Raw genomic sequence first — 18,555 nt, 5'->3', positions numbered from 1 at the left:
TTTTTTGTCCCGGCAAACGCTAGCGCGGACCCGGGGATAAGCCCATTCCAGAATTTCTCACCCGAGCCAGTGAGAAATGTTCGATTGGAGAGAACCCCTCCCTGCCAAATACTCATCCCCAACGCCCCACAGCGACAACAAAGGATCGAGTCGATGAATTCGGATCATTTCAAGCTTGGCATGCGGCGTCTGGCTGCAGGTGTCTCGCTGATTACCACGGTAAATCAAGGAGTTCGCCATGGCCTTGTCGCCACGGCAGTCTCCTCGGTGACGGCCGATCCGCCGACGCTACTCGTCTGCATCAACAAGAATGCGTCGGCCCACAACCACGTCGCCGAAGCCGGCCTCCTCTGCGTCAATATCCTTGCCGACGAACACGAGGCTATTGCCGGCCGCTTCTCCAGTTCCGTCGATCGCGAAAAGCGCTTCGACCACGGTCAATGGCGCGAAATCACTACGGGCGCCCCCGCTCTTGTCAATTCGCTCGTCAGCTTCGACTGCCAAGTCCGGCAGGTCGTACCCTACCAGTCCCATTCGATCTTCCTTGCCGAGATCGTCGGCGTCGAGCTCTGGCAGGAAACCTATAGCCCGCTGCTCTATCTCGATGGCAAATATCGTCAGCTGCAGGAGGCACAGGCCCGGATGTTCTCGGTCGCCAGCTGACCGATTCAAAAGCGCTGAAGCAATAGTCCGCTCGGCTTAAGGCTGGGGCGCATGGCGCCCCGGCTTCGCCATTTTTCCCAAGCTTTTGAATGGCTTGCAGGGCTGCCCTGCGTGCCGCGCAGCCCAAATCTAGCTCTTGGGTTCGTATGAATTAATCTCATTTGTCGTCACCTTTGCTTCATTCAATCCTCTTTCCCGAAAGGCCTGCGCCCCAAGGCAGTGCCACCAGGAGAGACGACGATGAGTGAGCAAGAGAGCAAGGGACTTTCCCGCCGCAGTTTCATGAAGGGCGCCGCCGCAACCGCTGGCGCCGCCCTCGGCTCGGGCGTGATCACCGGCTTCCCGACCTATTGGGCGCAGGCCAGCAAGGACATCACGATCACCCATGTCGGCTCGATCTATACGACCAACCCGACGGTCGCCGAACAGGCCAATAAGGACCTCGGCTTCACTATCCAGATGCAGACACTGGACAACACCACGCTCATCAACCGGCTGCTCACTCAGCCCGAAACCGTCGACGTCGCGGACTTCGGCAATACCTCGATGGGTTACTTCAAGAACAAGGGGATCCTCATGGCGATTCCCGTCAGCGAGTACAAATATTGGGACCAGACGGTGCCGCTCTTCACCCAGGGCACCTATGCCGACGGCAAGCCTTATTCCATGCAAGGTTATGCCCCGATCAAGTCCCAATACTGGGCCGACGCTTCGGCGCAGGAATATTCAACCGCCCCAACCGATTGGCTCGTTGGCATTCCCGTGATGTACAATGCCGACACCCTCGGCGTGCGTCCCGATCTCGTGCCGCACAAGGTCGAAAGCTGGGGGGATTTCTTTAATTCCGACTTCGCTGGCAAGGTCGCCCTGCAGGATGGCGTCAACGTCGGCGTCCCCGACGCCGCCGTTGCCCTCGAAGCCGCTGGTCTCATGACCTATGTCGACAAAGGCAACATGACTCGCGAGGAGATCGATAAGACCATCGATCTTCTCATCGAACTCAAGCGCGCCGGGCATTTCCGCTCGTTCTGGACCAATTTTGACCAGTCCGTACAGCTCATGGCCTCGGGCGAAGTCATCCTCCAGTCGATGTTCGCCCCCGCCGCTACCGAAGTGCGCACCCGCGGCATCGCCTGCCAGTACCTTCCGCTCAAGGAAGGCTCGCGCGGCTGGTACATTTTTCAATCCGCCATGGCCCATCTCGATAGCGGGGATAAACTGCGCCGCGACTGCGTCATGGAATACATGAACTGGTGCAATTCCGGCTTCAACGGCGTCTACTTCTCCCGCCAGGGCTTCTACTCATCCGTTCCTGACCTGATGAAGGCCCAGATGTCCGAAAACGATTACGGATACTGGTACGAAGGCAAGCCCGCCACTGCCGACATCATCGACCCGTTCGGCAAGGTGATGGAAAAGGCTGGCGCCGTGCGCGATGGCGGCTCCCTCTGGGATCGCATGGGCAATGTCGGCATCTGGAATACCCTGATGGACGAAGATCGATATCTCGTCCGCCGCTGGCAGGATTTCATGGCCGCCTGATCCGCATCTCCTTGGCTCCGGGGCTGCTGGTCCCGGGGCTTCCAGCCCATGGAGCACCGCCAATGAGCAGCATGACCATGTCACCCCGCATTGCCTCGTGGTTGCAGGCCACACCCTTCACCCTGATCATGACATGTCTCGTCATGGTGCCGCTGGCGATCATCCTCGCGGTCAGCTTCATGGATTATGGCTTTGCCGAGATCATCCCCGAATTTTATCTCGGCAACTGGACCGATCTCTTCCGCTCGAGCCTGACGGTCGACACCTATGCAACCGTGTTCCGGCAGCTGGCGATGGTCTGGTCCATTACCTTGGTCCTTGGCTTCACCATTTCCTATTATCTCGTCTTTCACGTCCGCTCGAACATGTGGCGCGCCATCTTCCTTGCCGCCTGCGCCATTCCGTTCTGGACCTCGGGCCCCATCCGCATGATTTCCTGGGTCCCGCTGCTCGGCCGCGAGGGTCTCGTCAATCAGGCCCTTTTCGGCATGGGCCTTATCGATCAGCCAATCTCCTGGCTCCTCTATTCCGAATTCTCGGTGATCCTCGTCTATGTGAACATGCTCACCATGGCCATGGCCGGCCCCATCGCCAATTCCATGGCCAAGATCAGCCCATCCATCATTCAGGCCGCCCGCGATCAGGGCGCCTCGGAATGGCAGGTGATCCAGGAAGTGATCATCCCGCTCATCAAGCCTGGCATCGTCGTGGGCACCATCTTCATCATCACCGCCGTCATGGGTGATGGGTTCCTCGTACGCGCCATGAGCGGCAATCAGATGAATACGCCGGCGGTGGCGATCATGAATGAAATCAACGCCTTCCAATTCCCGCCCGCTGCCGCGAAGTCAGTCGTTCTGCTCGTCATCGTGCTCGGCATGGTTGGCTTGCTGCTGCGCTTCGTCGACATCCGCAAAGAACTGGCACGCTGAGGAGCACATAGATGGGTACCAAGCGCACCACCTCTTTTTACGTCCTGTCCTTCGTCTTCGCGGCCTTCTTGATCTTTCTCTATGGCCCGATGTTCTGCGTCTATCTGCTCTCCTTCCAGGGGCCTGAGGGCGGCATGAGTTTTCCGATGCGCGGCTTTTCGACTGTATGGTTCGAAACGCTGTTTACCGCCGGTGGCCGCGGGGTGGGGGATATCCATAATTCCTTTATCCGCTCACTCCGCCTCGGCGCCATCGTGGCGCTTCTCACCATGCTGATCGGCCTAGCCGTCGGCATGAGCTTTCGGCGGCGCTATCCGGGCGGCAATTTCGTCTTCTATTCGGCCATCGTCAGCATGATCGTTCCCGGCATCTTCGTCGGCTTCGGCATTTCGCTGACGCTCAACATGCTCGGGATGCGTCCACAATGGTGGTATTCCGGCATCGGCGCTCAGCTCACTTGGTCGCTGCCTTTTGCCATGTTGATCATGTTCATCATCCTGGGCCGCATGGATAAATCCTATGAGGAGGCGGCCACCGATCTTGGCGCCAATTCCTTCCAGCGGTTCCAGTATGTGATCCTGCCGCTGATCCTGCCCGGTGTCATCGGCATGTTCATGGCCGGCTTCACCTCGTCCTATGAAGAAGCGGCCCGTGCCGGCCTCAATATCGGCACCGGTAATACCATGCCCATGGAACTGACCGGACTGCTTGGCGCGGCCACGACGCCGGTGATGTTTGCGGTCGGCACGCTTACCACGCTCTTCATGTTCACCATGGTCATCGTCACCCTGCTGGCGAGCTGGAGTCTTGCGAAACGCCGCCAGCTTCGCCTCACCGCCCACCACGCCTGATTGGCTCTGAATCGAGGATTCCGACATGAAAATCGACACCGACTTCAACGCCAAGAACCTGATGCCCGAAGCCGAGCCGCCGGTCGAGGATGGCGCGACGAAATATGACGTCGAGCTCGTCGCCGTCTCGAAGTCTTACGATGGCGGCGCCAAGGCGGTGGATACCATTTCGCTCCGCATTCCCAAGGCCAGCTATTGCTGCCTTCTCGGGCCATCGGGCTGCGGCAAGACAACGACGCTGCGCATGTTGGCAGGCCACGAATCCGTCACCGATGGCGACGTGCTGATCCACAATCGCAACGTTACCGATGGTGCTCCCTCGGCGCGCGGTACGTCCATGATGTTTCAGAGCTACGCGCTCTTTCCCCATCTTAGCGCGCTCGACAACGCCGCCTTCAGCCTCAAGATAAAGGGCGTCAAGAAGGCTGAGCGCCATGCCAAAGCGATGGAATTTCTCAAACTCGTGCAGATGGACCATCTGGCCCATCGCATGCCGGCACAGCTCTCGGGCGGCCAGCAGCAACGCGTCGCGCTCGCTCGTTCGCTGATCACCCGCCCCAAAGTGCTGCTGCTCGACGAACCGCTTTCCGCTCTCGACCCGTTTCTGCGCGTCCTCATGCGCACCGAACTCAAGCGAATCCAGACCGAGCTGGGCATCACCTTCGTTCACGTGACCCACAGCCAGGAAGAAGCTTTGGCATTGAGCGACCTCGTCGTCGTCATGAGTGATGGACAGATCATGCAGGCAGGGTCGGCCCGCGATGTTTTTGAGAAGCCCTCCAATGCCTTTGTCGCCAAGTTCATCGGCGGCCACAATGTCATCGACGTCGAGGGGCGCAAGGTTTCTGTTCGCGCCGACAAATGCCGTATCGTCCAATCGGTGGGCGGCACTAATATCCCGGCCGAAGTGACCAATATCGAATATCAGGGCCCGATGGTTCGCATCCTCGTCAAGGATAGTGATGGCAAGGAATATCACGCCCAGATTTCCGACAGCCGCTTCTTTGCCGATCCTCCGGTGATCGGTGAAAAGGTCACCTTCTCCTGGATGCCCGAGGACGAGTGGCGGTTGGCGGCATAACGGCTATTTTTCCGATGCAGTAGCCGCTCGGCTCAGCCGGGCGGCTTTTGCTTTGCGCGCTGGCTGAGACGAAAAGCGAGCGCCACAAGGTCTCGCTTCAGAACCGGAAGTGCCGCACAAAGAAAAGCGCCTCGGCGGACCGGGGCGCTACTGGACATCATCTATACGCAGAAGCCTTAGGCGGGCACTACCGCCCTGGATGCAACTGGTCCGCGCACCTCGTTGAAGAGCCAGTCCTTGAACCGGTTGACCGTTTTCGGCGCCGTCGGCGTCCAGGACGAGACCAGGTAGTAGGGACTGCGAATAGGATAGGCTTCGCCGATCTGCACGAGCTTGCCTGTTTGCAGCAGCTCCTCGATCAGCAGTGAGCGGCCGAGGATGGCGCCGAGGCCGATGCGCGCAGCTTCAATGCTGGGGCTCGACTGGTTGAAACGCGGTCCCTTGATGATATCGCTGCGATTGATGCCGTATTCGCGCAGGTAACGATCCCAGTCAGGGTAGGGGCCGCTTTCGGCCTTGACGCGATCCTGATGGATCAGCGGCACTTCGCGCAGAATGTCTCCCCAGCGATTGCCGTATCGCGCCGCAAGTTCAGGTGAGCACACGGGGATAATTTCTTCTTCCATGAGTGGCTCGATCCGCCGATCGACAGCAGTCTGCCAGTTGCAGATCCACAGATCGGTATCGTCGTTCTCGATGTCCTGGCGCTTGACGAAAGTCGTCACCGTCACGTCGATTTCAGGTGCCGCCTCGACGAAGTGGCTCATGCGGGGCATGAGCCAGAGCGATGCCACCGAGGCCGATGCGCCGACCATGATGCGTTGCCGATCATCGACTGGTGCCACCAAGGATATCAGCGCTTCATCGATCAGATCGAGCGCGTTGGTCAGCTTGCCAAGGCAGGCGCGGCTATCGGCCGTCAGCTCGAGCCGGCTGTTTTTGCGCAGAAAAAGCTTGGTTTGCAGAAAATCCTCGAGCAGCCGGATCTGATGGCTGACCGCTGTCGGAGTGACGCATAACTCGTCCGCAGCGCGGACCAGACTTTTGTAACGTGCCGCGGCCTCGAAGGCTCGCACAGCGTTGAGAGGGACACGACGTCTCATAATAGCCTCGCTTGCCTCTCCTCCCTAAGTCCCAGCAAATCACGGACTCCTCGAGTGTTCAAGATTAAATCTTAAACATTTTTCAAGCATGCCTAAATTATGGGCAAGTAGGCCAACTTACTTGTGGCTCTCCACCAAGATGCCTGTGCCGTCATGTCCCGAGCCAGTTGGAGCCGTCGCTTCGGCCTGCGCAGCAGTCGGAGCGTCGTGCTCGAAGCGCGTTCCGAGGCGCTTGTGGTGCAGCAGGTAGACATAAGCGAGGCCAACACCGGCGCAGCAGAGAAAACCGTTGAGCAACACCGCGAGCGGCACTCCAAGCGCCGTTGCCGCCGCGCCCGTCAGCATTGGCCCGATGGGCGAAGGGATCAGCAGGTTGACCATGCTGACAAGCCTACCGCGCATCTCCGGCGGTGCCCAAAGCTGGAGCGATGTGTGCATCGACGCCGAGTAGGTCACGGCAGCGAACCCGACGCAGACAAACATTGCCGCCGAAAGAATGAGACTGGACGAAAAGCTGATAGCCATCAGCACCAGCCCAAAGCCGAACCCCGCGACGATCAGCCGTCGCGTCGATGGGGGGCCGCGCATGGTCAACACGATGGCAGCAAGAAACGAACCACAACCAAGACATGAGTTGAGAATGCCGAATTCAGCGGCACTTGCCTTGACCAGATAGGTCGAGATCAATGGCACCATGGTCGTAAAATTCTGCCCGAAAAGACCGATAAAAGCGGTGGCGATCAGGAGAAAAAGGATCGGCGGCGTGCGTCGCGCATAGGAAATTCCCTCGCGCACCTGCAAAAGCAGATGCTGCTTTCGGGCCATGCGTCGCGGCTGCAATTCGTCCGTCCGCAGTAGCGCTAGTGCGGTCAGGGCGGCGCCGAAGGTAAAGGCGTTGATGAAATATGCAGTCGCTACGCCAAAGGTCGCGATGACAACGCCACCCACCGCCGGTCCGATAATCCGCCCAAGGTTCTGCGCCAATGAGCCCATGGCGATCGCGTTCGGCAGGTAGGGCGGTGGCACGAGTTCGCTGATGAAAGCCTGCCGCAGGGGCGCGTCGAGAGCATTGATCACGCCGAGCGACATCGCCATCACATAGATATGCCAGATGCTGACAACGCCGGTCAGGCACAATACCCCCAAAATGACAGCTTGGATGGCGCCAAGCGTCTGCGTCATGGCCATCAGCCGCCGGCGCGGAAAGCGATCCGCCAGCGCCCCGCCGATCAGCGAAAGCAGCATCACCGGCAGGAATTGCAGCGACGTAACAATCGCCAGCGATAGCGGAGATCCGGTCAGGTCGAGCACGAGCCAGGCCTGCGCGGTCATCTGCATCCAGGTGCCCGGCACAGAGACAACCGAGCCGGCAAAATAGGTCCTGAAATTGCGGATGGTGATGGCTTGCGGAGCACGGGGCTTCTTGCCCTTCCGCGCCGGGCCCAGGGGTGCCATTTGGTTCATGATTCTCAGGCGGGTTCACGCATCACGTAGTCCGCCGGCCGGCGGTTGCGCCCGAAGCCCCAGCGCTCTCGGATCTTGCCTTGCCGCTCGAGATCGAGCTCACCAGTCACTACCTCGTCGCCATTGGTCTTGGCGCGGGCGATGATGCTGCCGTCAGAGCCGATCACGGCGGAGCGCCCGATAAAGCGCGTGCCATTCTCCTTTCCTGCCTTGCCCGCGGCAATGACGGAAGTGCCGGTGAAATAGGCGCCGGCCGTCATGGCCAGTTCCGAAGCACGCCGTGCTTGCCCAAGCGTCGACCCGGCCATGACCGGCGTATTATAACCGACAGCAATCACATCGGCGCCGTTGATCGACAAGGATCGGTAGGCCTCGGGAAAGCGCCGATCATAGCAGATCAGGCCACCCATCTTGACGGGCCCCACGTCATAAACGCCGAAGCCGAGATCGCCGGCCGCGAAATAGCGCTTTTCAAGGATAGTCATCTTCTGGTCGGGCTTGGGCTCGACCTCGCCGGGAATATGCATCTTGCGGAAGGTGCCTGAGACCGTTCCCTCATCGGAAAAGAAGGCCATTGAATTGAAAAGCCCCGCATTGGTCTGTTCGGCGTAGGGCACGACAAGCGCCATGCCGTGTTTTGCCGCGCGCTTTGCAATCGTGTCGAGCGCCTTGACGTTCTCGCCGACATCCACATAGGCGGAGAGGTCGTCGTGGATTTCTGCCGCAAAGTAAGGGGTCAGCGCCAGCTCGGGCAAGACGCCCAGTTTGACGCCGGCCTCTGCGGCCTTATCGATGAGCGAGACGATCCGCTTGGCGGTTTCGGCGATAGTGGGGCTCGCAGGCCCGAGCTGGAGAGCTGCAACAAGCATGACTTTTTCCGACTTGCAGGACCAGGCCCGTGCCCGGCACGAGCCACTGGATATGGATTAATGTTGAGTGTGCCGATCAGGCTGCTTTGGCGGTGGTGTTGGCCGTCCCGATGATCTCGAGCGCTCGATCCATGTCGATCACATCGCAGATCTTGAAAGCCATGTCGAACAGCGCCGCGGCGTGGCTCAGCTCGATACGGTCGAAGCACCCTTCTTCGATCACGCTCATCTTGTAGCCATAGGCCGAGCCATCGACGCACGTGGCGCGGACGCAGCCGCTGGTGCTGTTGCCGACGACGAGCAGGCCATCGAGCCCGAGCTTGTTGAGGATGATCGGCAAGTTGGTGAAGGCAAAGCAACTCGGCGTCTGCTTTTCGACGAGAATGTCCCCGTCCTGCATCGCGACCTCGGCGGGCACTTCGGACTTGGCGTTTTTCGAGCTGAAATTGTTGGAGGGGTCCGAAGCCGGAAGTCCGGTATAGGGATGGAAGATGTGTTTGGAGTAGATCACCGGCATGCCGGCGGCGCGGGCTGCGGCGAGGAGTTTTTGCTGGTGGGGCACGGCCTTCCAGGCATGTGGACCGCATGCGCCCGAAAACTCATCGAGCTGTTCCCAGATCGGTTTGTCATGGCCCATGGCGGTGTTCTGCATGTCGATCACCAGAAGTCCGACTTTCGTGCCCGGGCCGTTGGGCTTGCGCGGTTTGCGCGCTGCCATGACCTTCTTGTCGTCCTCAGTCAGAAAGCTTTCCCACACGGCCATCGTACGATCTCCATTCTGTTGGTGATTTGACGCTAGACTTCGCTCCCAAGCCTCGCCAGTGGGGATTTCTTCCGCATCCGATGAGAAATGTTCACGTGCGCCGTCGCCGCATCCGCGCGGCAACCCGGCCGTCCATGACAAGAAGTCCGGCGACCACAATCACCATACCGAGGGCCTGGATCGGCAGCAGCGCCTCGCCGAGAATGGCCCAGCCGAGGAACAGCGCGATGATCGGCGAGATGTATGTATTGGTCGCAAAATTTGTCGGCCCGACCCGCGGCAGCATCCAATACATGATCTGGAAGTTGAGCGCGGTCGGAAAGAGCCCCAAGGCAATCCAGGCCCACCAGGTCGAAACGCTGCTGACCTCTGGCACTCCGTCGATCAGCAGAGCTGCCGGTATCGCGCCAAGTGCTGCTCCGGTCATGGCAAAGGTCATGATGATCTGCGGATCGATCCCGGCAAAGCTGCGGGTGATGTTGAACGACACTGCAAAGATCAGTGTGCCGCAGACGCACAAGACGATGCCTACGAGTTCGCCGTCCTGTCCGCCGGTCATGGCGGGCAGTGCAAGGATGATCGCGCCGACAAGCCCGATGGTCGCGCCGATCGCCCTCGTCAATGTCGCGCGCTGCCCGCCCGGCCAGACATGGGAGACGGCAAGCGTCGCAATTGGCAGCAGCAGGTTGATGATGGCAATGATGCCGGTGGAAACATAGCGCTGGCTGATCGGCATCAGCACGAAGGGCAGGGCATAGCTGAAAAGCCCGAGCGCCGATAGTTTCAGCATGATGAGGCGGTCGCGGGGCAGGGGCTTGCGGGCCACAAGAAGCAGGCACCAGCAGGCGAGCGCGGCAACCAGCGACCGTCCAGCCGCTATGGTGAGCGGGTTGACCTCCTCGAGAACGATGGCAATCAGCAGAAACGAGCTGCCGAAGAGGCAGCCGACAAGCGTGACGAGAGCCCAGTCGCGAAGTGTCATGCGCACCTGACCATGGTTTGAAGCCGCCTCATGGTGGCAGTCGCAAACCGCTGGGAAAAACGAGAATAGTTCGCGCACCCCCTGAGCGATGCTCACGGCGCCGATCTGCAAACTTGCTCATTAGCCGGGTGAGAAATGGTCATTGGCCTTGAGCGCTGCGGCCGAACCAGACTGGCCAGCGACCGGACTCTTGGAGAAGCCCATGCGCCTCAAACCACCCGTCTCCTTCGACGAAGCCTATCGATCCCTGGCACAAAACGCGGTGCTGACCTGGGGTACCAGCGCTGCAGCGCGCATGGATCCGCAACTTCAATCCATCGCCTGCGCCATGGAAACAGTCAGTGCGCTCGACATCCCTGACAGCGTCGAGCCGCTCTTTGGCGAAAACATCGATATCGACCTTCTGGCTGAGGCGTGAGCATGCTCCTCGATCTTTCCACCAGCGAAATGGCCGGCCACATCGCCGCCGGCGCGCTCGATCCGGTCGATGCCGTGAGCGGTATCCTCGGTCGGATCGACGTCATGGAACCGAAGGTTCACGCCTGGGCCCATATCGACCGCAGCGGCGCCATCGAAACGGCAAAACTGATGTCGCAGGAAGCCAAGGCCGGCAATCTGCGCGGGCCGCTCCATGGCGTACCCGTCGGCATCAAGGATGTTTTTCACGCCAGAGGCATGCCGACGCTCGCCAATTCCAAGACCATGGACCCGTCTGCCGTTTATGAGGATAGCCGCGTTGTCGCAGCCCTCAGAAAGGCTGGCGCCATTATCCTTGGCAAATGCGAGACCGTCGAATTTGCCGGCATGGGCGTCCCGCCAGCGTCACGAAATCCGTGGAACCTAAGCCATACCGGCGGTGGATCGAGTTCTGGCTCCGGCGTTGCCGTTGGCGCGGGCACGGTTCCAGCCGCGATCGGCACACAGACGGGCGGCTCCAACCTCCGCCCTGCCTCATACAACGGCGTTGCCGGGCTCAAGCCAAGTTACGGTGCCGTGGCCCGTACGGGACTTTTGCCCGTCTCGTGGTCCCTAGATCATCCGGGTCTCATCGCGCGATCCGCCGTGGATCTCCGGCTCATCTTCGGCGCCATAGCCCGAACCGCGCCAAAGCCCATCGACGCGCCCAATCAATGGCGCTTAGGCATCTTGCGGGATTTCTTTTTCGAAACATCTACGCCGGACACGGTCGCTGTCCTCGATGCTGCCCTTTCAAGGCTCGGGGCAACTGGCGTCGAATTGGCCGATGTGCCTTTACCCGCGCTCTTTTCTGCGCATTCCGCCATTCATCATCTGATCATGAGCACGGAAATGGCGGTCTTTCATGCGCCGCGCATGCATCGGCATGCCGACACCATGTCGGAGCGGCACCTCACGCTCGCCCAGGCCTTTTCTCTCGTGCCAGCGGGCTATTACATCGAGGCGCTGCGGGCCCGCCGCGCCTTGCGCGACGCCATGTTGCCGCTTTTTGCCGATCGACACGTGCTCGTCATGCCAACGACGCCTGCGCCGGCGCCGGAAGGGCTTGAAAGCACCGGCAATGCATCGCTCCTCACCCCCTGGAGCCTGCTCGGTTTCCCTGCCGCCACCGTCCCCTGCGGCCTCGCTGAAAACGGTCTCCCCCTCGGATTGCAGATCGTTGGCGCGCCCGGCACAGACCTCTTGGTCATCGAAGCTGCAATCGCCGCTGAGCGCGTCCTCGGCCGGCTCGATCTTCCCCATTGAGGCACACATGAGCGATCTCGACCGCTACGACTATTCTGCCATTGTTGATCGCCCGCCGCTCGTCATGCCCGGAAAGGCACGCATCGCTGTATTCGTGGTGCCAAATGTCGAATATCTCGAATGGCTGCCGCCGCCCAACCCACTGCGAAATCCCTATCCCGGCGGAGCACCGAACCTTCCGGCCTTTCAGGCGCGAGACTATGGCAACCGCGTCGCGCTCTGGCGCCTCTTCGATCTTTTCGATGATCTCGGCATAAAGACGACTGCATCGGTCAACGCGGCCGTCTTCGAGCATTTCCCGATCATCGCCGAGGAAATGGCAAAGCGCGATTGGGACTATCAGTCCCACGGCATCTACAATACCCGCTTTGCCTTCGGCATGGACGAAGCCATGGAGCGGGAGATGATCGAAACCGTCATCGACATCGTCCGCAAGGCAACCGGCAAGACCATCAGCGGCTGGCTCGGCCCGGCGCTGACGACGACCGCTCGAACACCCGACCTTCTGGCCGATGCTGGCGTCAAATACTGGGCCGACATGTTTCACGATGACGAGCCGACCGAGGTTCGCGTCAATTCTGGCCGGCTGATCACCTTGCCCTATAGCTTCGAGGTCAATTCCGGAGTCGCCCTCGGCGGCCAGGCGCAAACAGCGGAAGCCTTCGGCCGGTTCATCATGGATCAGTTCGACATGCTCTATGAAGAAGGCGCCACGGCGCCAAAGGTCATGGCCGTTTGCCTCCATCCCTTCGCCGTCGCTGCGCCCTCGCGCATCAAATATCTTCGGCGGGCACTCGAATATATTCTGGGCCATAGCGGTGTCTGGCAGGCGACCGCCGGCGAGATTGCCGACTGGTACTATGCCAGCCATTTCGGCAAGCGGCTTACTGCCGGCAAGCCCTTTGCCGCCTGAGGACACCATGACCGACCTGGCAGCCAACTACAATCACCGTGTCATCGACCCTGAAACGCGCATGGATCATGGGCTTCATGCCTTTTCGGCCCTGCCGAAGCGCGCCAAGCTCACCTGGCCCAACGGCGCTGCCGTGGCCATGGCGGTCGTGATCAATGTCGATTACGGCGACCTCGCCACCAATCCGCTTAATCTTGTCGGCTTCACGCATCGCGACTATGGAGCCCGCGTCGGCATTTTTCGCCTGATGCGTATTCTCGAGAGGCTCGGCATTCCGGCGAGCCTGCCTATCAGTGACGCGCTGCTCTTTCGCGCGCCGCGCATCGTTGAGGAAGCCAGGCGGCTTGGCTGGGAGTTTGTTGCGCATGGCGCGAAAGTCACCCAGCCCATCTCCGGTTCAATGTCGGAAGTAGATGAGCGGGCCTACCTCGTAACCTCTCGCTCCGCCATCGAAGAGGCGACCGGTAAGCCGCCTCGCGGCTGGCTCGGACCGGCGAATGCTGAGTCGTCGCAAACGGCGCTATTGCTTGCCGAACTTGGCTACGACTACACCCTCGATTGGGGCAATGATGACCAGCCTTATGGCTTCAACACGCCGGCTTGCGACCTCACGGCAATCCCCTACAGCGCCGAGACTTCGGACGCCGCCGTCGTCCAGTCCCAGAGCCACACGCCGTGGGAATTCGCCGATGCCCTCCACGATCATCTGGAAACGCTGATCGCCGAAGGCAGCGCGTCCGGGCGCGTCATGACGCTCGGGTTGCAGGCGCATGTTTCCGGCCAGCCATTGCGGGCGAAGTATATTCGGCAAGTCCTGGAGACCGCCAGGAACTCCGGCAAGGTGTGGTTTGCAACGGCTTCGGAGATCCTCGACGCCTATCGCGCGCAAAAGGTTGCGGAATAGGCCCACCACAACTCAGCGTACTCTGTCTCGGCCAAGCGCCGCTCAACAGGGTGCGCAGATCAGCGCCGGCGTGGAAGACTGAACCAGCTCAAAATAGCCGCACAGGCTGAAAGAACTCCGGCGAAATAGCAGATCGCGGCAAAGGCGGCGTCGGTCGCCTCGATATAGGCTGCGGCACTACCAGTCGAAACGCTGAGATCCAGGGGCACCCCAAAGACCGTCCCCTCTGGCGCGCCAGCGGAGAAAACCCAGACCGCAAAACTGCCCATCGAGGCAATGGCCAGGAGCCCTGCGACCCGCGACACGGCGTTGTTGATTGCCGACGCGGTACCCGTCTCCTTCTCGGAGATCGTACCCATTACCGCGGTTGAGATTGGTCCCGCTACGGCACTCATGCCGATCCCGAACAGCGCCATGAGCGGAAAAACGGCAAACCAGACCGCGTGCCAGCCCGCCGTCGCGCCGAGCAACACGAATGCCAGCGCGACGATGGCGCCGCCCATGGCGATGACTGGTCCCGGGCCAAGCCGGTCGGTCAGGTGACCCGCCGGCGTCGACAGTAAGGTGAGCGCTACGCCGAAGGGCAATATCGCGATGGCGACTTCGGCCGGCGACACGAGCCACCCAACGATCATCACCATCGAGAGATAGAACATCACGGCTGAAATGCCGAAATAGATGAGAAAGGTGACGACCTGCGCGCCTGTAAATCCGAAATCGGCGAAAAGTTTGAGCGGCAGCATCGGCTCGGATGTACGCGCTTCCCAGGCGATAAAGGCGGCTATGGCGACGACGCCGAAGCCGATAAAAATCCAAGCGGACGAGATGTCCGCCCCCATAAAGGCCCAGGAGACAAACAACAGCGCGATTGTCGCCAGAGCGGCGCCGACGATGTCCAGCTTTCGTCCTTGTCCGACACTGTCTGCTGGAAGCCCTAGCAATAGGCCCAGAGCGAGCGCCCCAAGCGGCAGGTTCAAGGCAAAGACCCAGCGCCAGCTGTCATTGCCAAACCAGGTCAACAGCAAGCCGCCGAAGACCGGCCCCATCAATGTCGTGAGCGATGAAGCCGCCGCCCAGGTGCCGATCGCGCCTCCGCGTTGATCCTTGGGATAGGCCACTGCGATGATCGCCAGGCTGCCCGGAACCATGAAGGCCGCGCCGATCCCCTGTATCGCCCGAGCCGCGATCAACCATTCGGCGGATCCAGCAAACGCGCAGGCCAGCGAAGCGACGACGAAAACCAGGATGCCAAGCGCAAAAACCTTGCGCAGCCCAAATCGATCGCCCGCCGCCCCGCCGAGAAGAAGAAGCGAGGACAAAGTGAGCAGATAGGCGTTCGATACCCACTGGACCTCTGCCAGCCCAGTATCGAGCGAAGCGCGGATTGCCGGCGCGACGATCGAAGTCACGGACCCGTCGATAAATCCCATGGACGACGCCGCGATTGCCGCAAACAGGATCCGGCGCCGTTGCTTTGGAGAAAATTCTGTCATCGTCACCACGCAAAAGGCATGCAAATGCCACTCGGAGTCGGCTTACCTTAGCGGCGCGGGCGAAATAGAAAAGCGCCATGAACATGTTACGCCAGCGCATGGCCTATGGAGGTTGTCTGAATATATGCGATCGAATTGTTGGTTGCTTCTCGCCGCGATGATATCAGACGCCAATGCCCAATTCTGAAATCCAAGCAGGGCCCAAAAGCGGCTTGCGACTGGTCGGTCATCAGATGCAGCTCATGGCCACGCTTGTCTGGCGCTACTGGCCGCAATTGGCGGCAATTTGGCTGCTCGGTTTTATCGGCAATCTAGTGCTCAACGAATTTGCCGCCTTGGTCGGGCGCTGGAACTCGCTCGCTGGCCTTTCTGTCCTTGCGATCGTTGTCCTCCTCAAGCTTATCGTCATCGTCGCCCTGTTCGAAACCGTGCGCCCCGCCTTGCCAGCTCTCGATCGCGCCTCGCGCCTCAGCACCAGTCATCGCGAAGGCGGGTCGTCCTTGAGGGACGAAACTGCCGGTTTCGTCGGCGCTTTGACCCTGACGCTTGTGCCCTTCTTCGCCTTTTATGCGGCTTGGGGATTTCTAAGCGATACCCTGCGCGATTATTCCAAGCTCGCGCTCAGTCTCTTTCTTTCAGGCGAAGAAGGCAGTCTGCTCGACGTAACGGGCGGCTTGTGGCTCACCGTGCCCATTGCCATCGCCTGGGTCGTGCGCGCCTTTTCAAAACGCATGCATAAGCGATCGCGCGCTTGGATCTGGCCGGTGCTGACCGTTGTTTGCGAAGCAAACTGGGCCTTCATCGGTATTTTCGCGCTGTCGCAATGGCAGGGCGATATCCTCGCCTGGCTGGGCCATGCGACCGACGCGATCGGTGCTGTCTTCGGCGCCCTCTCGCCTGTCCGGGAAGCAACGGCGCAACCGTTCGTTCCCCCGCCGCCCGAATTCGCCCAGCCTCCGATCGGCCCACGGCTGACAAGCCTTTTTTTCTATGGGCTTTACCCGGTGGTCTGGCTGACTATCGCTGCGCTCGTTTATGGCTACGATATCAATGCCAGCCCCTTGCCCGCGGAGGGGCGCTTCTCCCGTCTCGTTTCACGCTGGAAAGCACTCCCCAAATCGGTGCGCGATTTCATCGCCCGCTTTGGCGCCGGCACCGTGAAGCGATATCAGGCACTTGCCGAAGGCATCGGATTGACCCTCAAATCCGGCTTGGCCCTCATCCTCTCGGCCATCATGCTTTACCGCCTGCTCGATTGGCTCTCTGCCTGGGCCTGGTACGGCTTGACCCAGCTTATCGGCCCGCATGATCTGCCGCTCTGGCAGATCATTGCCCAGGTGATCTCGCCGTTCATTGGCACGCCGAGCGATCCGGGCGAGGGGTTCCTCATCACCCCGCTCAAGATCTGTCTTTTGGCGGCAACGCTCGAAGTGGGTTTCGCACATGGACGGCAATGGAAGGCGCGTGCTGAATAGCGCCGTCCCCTCAGCTAAGGCCCAAGGGAAAAGCGATAGCCGCCGGGCGCAATGCGCCGAAACTCAGATGCACCAAAAGCTCGGAGGCTGCCGTAGCCGGGACGACGAATTTTTCTTCGATCACCGTCGACTGGTGTCTCGCGGGCGGGTCAAGCGAACTGATTCCGCAGCCATCGAGCGGCTCTGCCACCGGGTCGAGATCGCGGCTCAAATCGTCGGACAGCACGACATCGAGCGGCAGCCAGCGCCGTCCGGCTTCATCGGTCAAACTGACGCTGCATTCGCCCCAGCCTTCGCCGATATCGTCAATTGCCGTCGCTGCCAGCCGAACGATGATCAGCCGCATTTCTCCCGGCAGTTGGACGTCGGTGTCACGACCATCCCCGATCAGGCGCGCCTGCTCAAGCCGCCACGCAGCCCCGCCATAATCAAGCTCGGAGGCTCCTTGCGCCACATCGATTTCGATCCCGTGCCGATAATCCCCGATATTGCGCCATGCGTTGATGCCCACGGCCGCAGCGATCAGTACCGGCAAGCTGATGATAGCGAGCCACCGGATCCTGCGTTCTCGCTCAAATGCCATCTGGACCGATGTCCAACCGCTCGCGAACAGCCTCATCCTGCGGCTCGAGCGTGAGCGATATCTCGTCCTGCAGCTGCGGTTCGTACTGCTCTGAAACGACCAGTGTCATCGTGCCAGTCTCATCTTCAGGCATCTCGAAGATGAAGATCCCCGTGGTCGGGAGCCCCGGCTGCAGCACTTTCGTAGAGAGCACATCCGGCGCCCCGCTCGCCCGGTCCGATTGCCGGTAGCGTCGCCCGGAGGCGCCAACGATCGTGGCTCCATGAACGGGCATGGTCTCCTTAAAACCGCGCAACTCCGCCGAAACGACAACCCAGACCCCAGAACTCTCTAGCGCGACGGCCTCCCCAAACCGGTTGTAGCCGATTGTCCGCGCCCTCGCGACGTCGCCGACCTGAACGGAAAACGTGGTGCTGGTCACGGCCTCACCCTGCTGCCCCGAGGTCTTGAGGGGCCCGGTGATCATCGCATAAGGCGGCGTCGTCGTTTGCAGGAAACTCAAGGTCAGCGCAGCTACGATGACGCCAGCAATCGTCACGAAGCGTGTTTTCACGGAACGCCGCCGATTTGGACTTCGACAGGCAGATTGATTTCTGCGACCTGGCCTGCGGGGAACCAGCCCGGCGCTGCATAAAGATTATCGCGCGGTTTGAAGCGAACGCCCTCGACAATGATCCGCAAGTCCTTCGGTACATCCATCTCCGCGGGAAGCTCCCAAACCGCCGCAACGGCTTCAGGCATTCTCGGCTGCAGATCCCACAGGATCTCGTTATCGCGCAAGAGATAGTAGGTCGGCCGCGGCGCGTCTGGAACGTCGGCCAGGACGATCAAGTCGCCGTAAAGATTCGAGCTTTCCGACGAAACATTCTCAAGCGTCATTTCGAGCGTAAGTGCCTTCTTGCCCGGCGAAACGTTCAAGCCGGACGGCAGAACCGATCCTGCACTGCCCCTGAGAACCGAAACCCTCCACCGCCCCGTCTCGACCGGTGCACCTGCCTCGACCTGCGGAACCTTTGTCGGAACCTGCTGCTGATAAGCCGAATAGCCGAGCGAAATAAGCGCTGCCGAAACCGCCCCGACAACCGCTACCAACCTCGCGCGCCAACCCTTTCGCGTCTCTCCCCGATCAGGCTGCCCCAACCTCAGACCCTTTCCACCACCACATGCAATGCAACGCAGCCCCCACCTGCCGACTTGCGGAGGCTCAATGGACAA

Annotated in this window: 19 protein-coding genes; 10 read left to right on the top strand and 9 right to left on the bottom strand. The window is 60.5% G+C overall.

Going from position 1 to position 18,555, the window contains the following annotated elements:
- Positions 1-153 precede the first annotated feature (153 nt).
- The 5 genes from VW35_RS03400 to VW35_RS03380 all read left to right on the top strand — a co-directional run bounded on the left by VW35_RS03400 (position 154) and on the right by VW35_RS03380 (position 5,069).
- Entirely contained in the window at positions 154-663 is a 510-nt protein-coding gene (locus VW35_RS03400; protein WP_046141538.1) for a flavin reductase family protein, read from the top strand.
- A 240-nt stretch (positions 664-903) separates the two neighbouring features.
- Complete coding sequence (locus VW35_RS03395) at positions 904-2,205, top strand: ABC transporter substrate-binding protein (RefSeq protein WP_046141537.1); 1,302 nt, start codon at positions 904-906, stop codon at positions 2,203-2,205.
- Between the two features lie 62 nt (positions 2,206-2,267).
- Positions 2,268-3,137, top strand: coding sequence for an ABC transporter permease (locus tag VW35_RS03390; RefSeq protein WP_052951460.1), 870 nt, complete (start codon positions 2,268-2,270; stop codon positions 3,135-3,137).
- 11 nt (positions 3,138-3,148) lie between these two features.
- On the top strand, positions 3,149-3,988 hold the full coding sequence (locus tag VW35_RS03385; RefSeq protein ID WP_046141536.1) for an ABC transporter permease: 840 nt from the start codon (positions 3,149-3,151) through the stop codon (positions 3,986-3,988).
- Between the two features lie 61 nt (positions 3,989-4,049).
- Entirely contained in the window at positions 4,050-5,069 is a 1,020-nt protein-coding gene (locus VW35_RS03380) for an ABC transporter ATP-binding protein (RefSeq protein WP_046141728.1), read from the top strand.
- Positions 5,070-5,245: 176 nt separating this feature from the next.
- Here the strand turns inward: VW35_RS03380 and VW35_RS03375 are convergent, their stop codons facing one another.
- From VW35_RS03375 to VW35_RS03355, 5 genes are all read right to left on the bottom strand, one after another.
- On the bottom strand, positions 5,246-6,172 hold the full coding sequence (locus tag VW35_RS03375; RefSeq protein ID WP_083982374.1) for a LysR substrate-binding domain-containing protein: 927 nt from the start codon (positions 6,170-6,172) through the stop codon (positions 5,246-5,248).
- A gap of 117 nt (positions 6,173-6,289) precedes the next feature.
- A complete protein-coding gene (locus tag VW35_RS03370; protein WP_052954062.1) occupies positions 6,290-7,627 on the bottom strand; it encodes an MFS transporter in 1,338 nt (445 codons plus the stop codon).
- Between the two features lie 14 nt (positions 7,628-7,641).
- Positions 7,642-8,505: a nitrilase-related carbon-nitrogen hydrolase gene (locus VW35_RS03365; protein WP_046141534.1), complete on the bottom strand. Its 864-nt coding sequence runs from the start codon at positions 8,503-8,505 to the stop codon at positions 7,642-7,644.
- A gap of 76 nt (positions 8,506-8,581) precedes the next feature.
- Positions 8,582-9,268, bottom strand: coding sequence for an isochorismatase family protein (locus VW35_RS20380; RefSeq protein ID WP_052951458.1), 687 nt, complete (start codon positions 9,266-9,268; stop codon positions 8,582-8,584).
- 91 nt (positions 9,269-9,359) lie between these two features.
- Positions 9,360-10,250: a DMT family transporter gene (locus tag VW35_RS03355; protein ID WP_152662459.1), complete on the bottom strand. Its 891-nt coding sequence runs from the start codon at positions 10,248-10,250 to the stop codon at positions 9,360-9,362.
- Positions 10,251-10,452: 202 nt separating this feature from the next.
- On the opposite strand from VW35_RS03355, the gene VW35_RS03350 reads away from it, so the two are divergent.
- Genes VW35_RS03350 through VW35_RS03335 form a run of 4 tightly spaced genes read left to right on the top strand, consistent with a single transcriptional unit; the run spans position 10,453 to position 13,789 of the window.
- The gene (locus VW35_RS03350) at positions 10,453-10,668 is read left to right on the top strand and encodes a hypothetical protein (protein WP_046870563.1); all 216 of its coding nucleotides are present in this window, start codon (positions 10,453-10,455) and stop codon (positions 10,666-10,668) included.
- Between the two features lie 2 nt (positions 10,669-10,670).
- Positions 10,671-11,972, top strand: coding sequence for an amidase (locus tag VW35_RS03345; RefSeq protein ID WP_046141531.1), 1,302 nt, complete (start codon positions 10,671-10,673; stop codon positions 11,970-11,972).
- A gap of 7 nt (positions 11,973-11,979) precedes the next feature.
- Positions 11,980-12,885: a polysaccharide deacetylase family protein gene (locus VW35_RS03340; protein ID WP_046141530.1), complete on the top strand. Its 906-nt coding sequence runs from the start codon at positions 11,980-11,982 to the stop codon at positions 12,883-12,885.
- Positions 12,886-12,892: 7 nt separating this feature from the next.
- Positions 12,893-13,789: a polysaccharide deacetylase family protein gene (locus VW35_RS03335; RefSeq protein WP_052951457.1), complete on the top strand. Its 897-nt coding sequence runs from the start codon at positions 12,893-12,895 to the stop codon at positions 13,787-13,789.
- A 59-nt stretch (positions 13,790-13,848) separates the two neighbouring features.
- Here the strand turns inward: VW35_RS03335 and VW35_RS03330 are convergent, their stop codons facing one another.
- The gene (locus tag VW35_RS03330; protein ID WP_244465812.1) at positions 13,849-15,219 is read right to left on the bottom strand and encodes an MFS transporter; all 1,371 of its coding nucleotides are present in this window, start codon (positions 15,217-15,219) and stop codon (positions 13,849-13,851) included.
- Positions 15,220-15,524: 305 nt separating this feature from the next.
- Between VW35_RS03330 and VW35_RS03325 the strand changes: the two genes are divergently transcribed.
- The gene (locus VW35_RS03325) at positions 15,525-16,757 is read left to right on the top strand and encodes a hypothetical protein (RefSeq protein WP_152662458.1); all 1,233 of its coding nucleotides are present in this window, start codon (positions 15,525-15,527) and stop codon (positions 16,755-16,757) included.
- 10 nt (positions 16,758-16,767) lie between these two features.
- Here the strand turns inward: VW35_RS03325 and VW35_RS03320 are convergent, their stop codons facing one another.
- The 3 genes from VW35_RS03320 to VW35_RS03310 are packed head-to-tail and all read right to left on the bottom strand — an operon-like array spanning position 16,768 to position 18,432.
- Positions 16,768-17,340, bottom strand: a complete 573-nt coding sequence (locus VW35_RS03320) for a hypothetical protein (protein ID WP_046141527.1) — start codon at positions 17,338-17,340, stop codon at positions 16,768-16,770.
- Entirely contained in the window at positions 17,330-17,893 is a 564-nt protein-coding gene (locus VW35_RS03315; protein WP_046141526.1) for a hypothetical protein, read from the bottom strand. Before VW35_RS03315 ends, VW35_RS03320 begins: the two co-directional genes overlap by 11 nt.
- Positions 17,890-18,432, bottom strand: a complete 543-nt coding sequence (locus VW35_RS03310) for a hypothetical protein (RefSeq protein ID WP_046141525.1) — start codon at positions 18,430-18,432, stop codon at positions 17,890-17,892. Before VW35_RS03310 ends, VW35_RS03315 begins: the two co-directional genes overlap by 4 nt.
- Positions 18,433-18,555 lie beyond the last annotated feature (123 nt).

It is taken from the genome of Devosia soli (assembly GCF_000970455.1).
In the GTDB taxonomy this organism is placed as follows: domain Bacteria; phylum Pseudomonadota; class Alphaproteobacteria; order Rhizobiales; family Devosiaceae; genus Devosia; species Devosia soli.
Note: the sequence above shows the minus strand (reverse complement) of the source record. Positions and strands in the feature narration are given on the sequence as shown.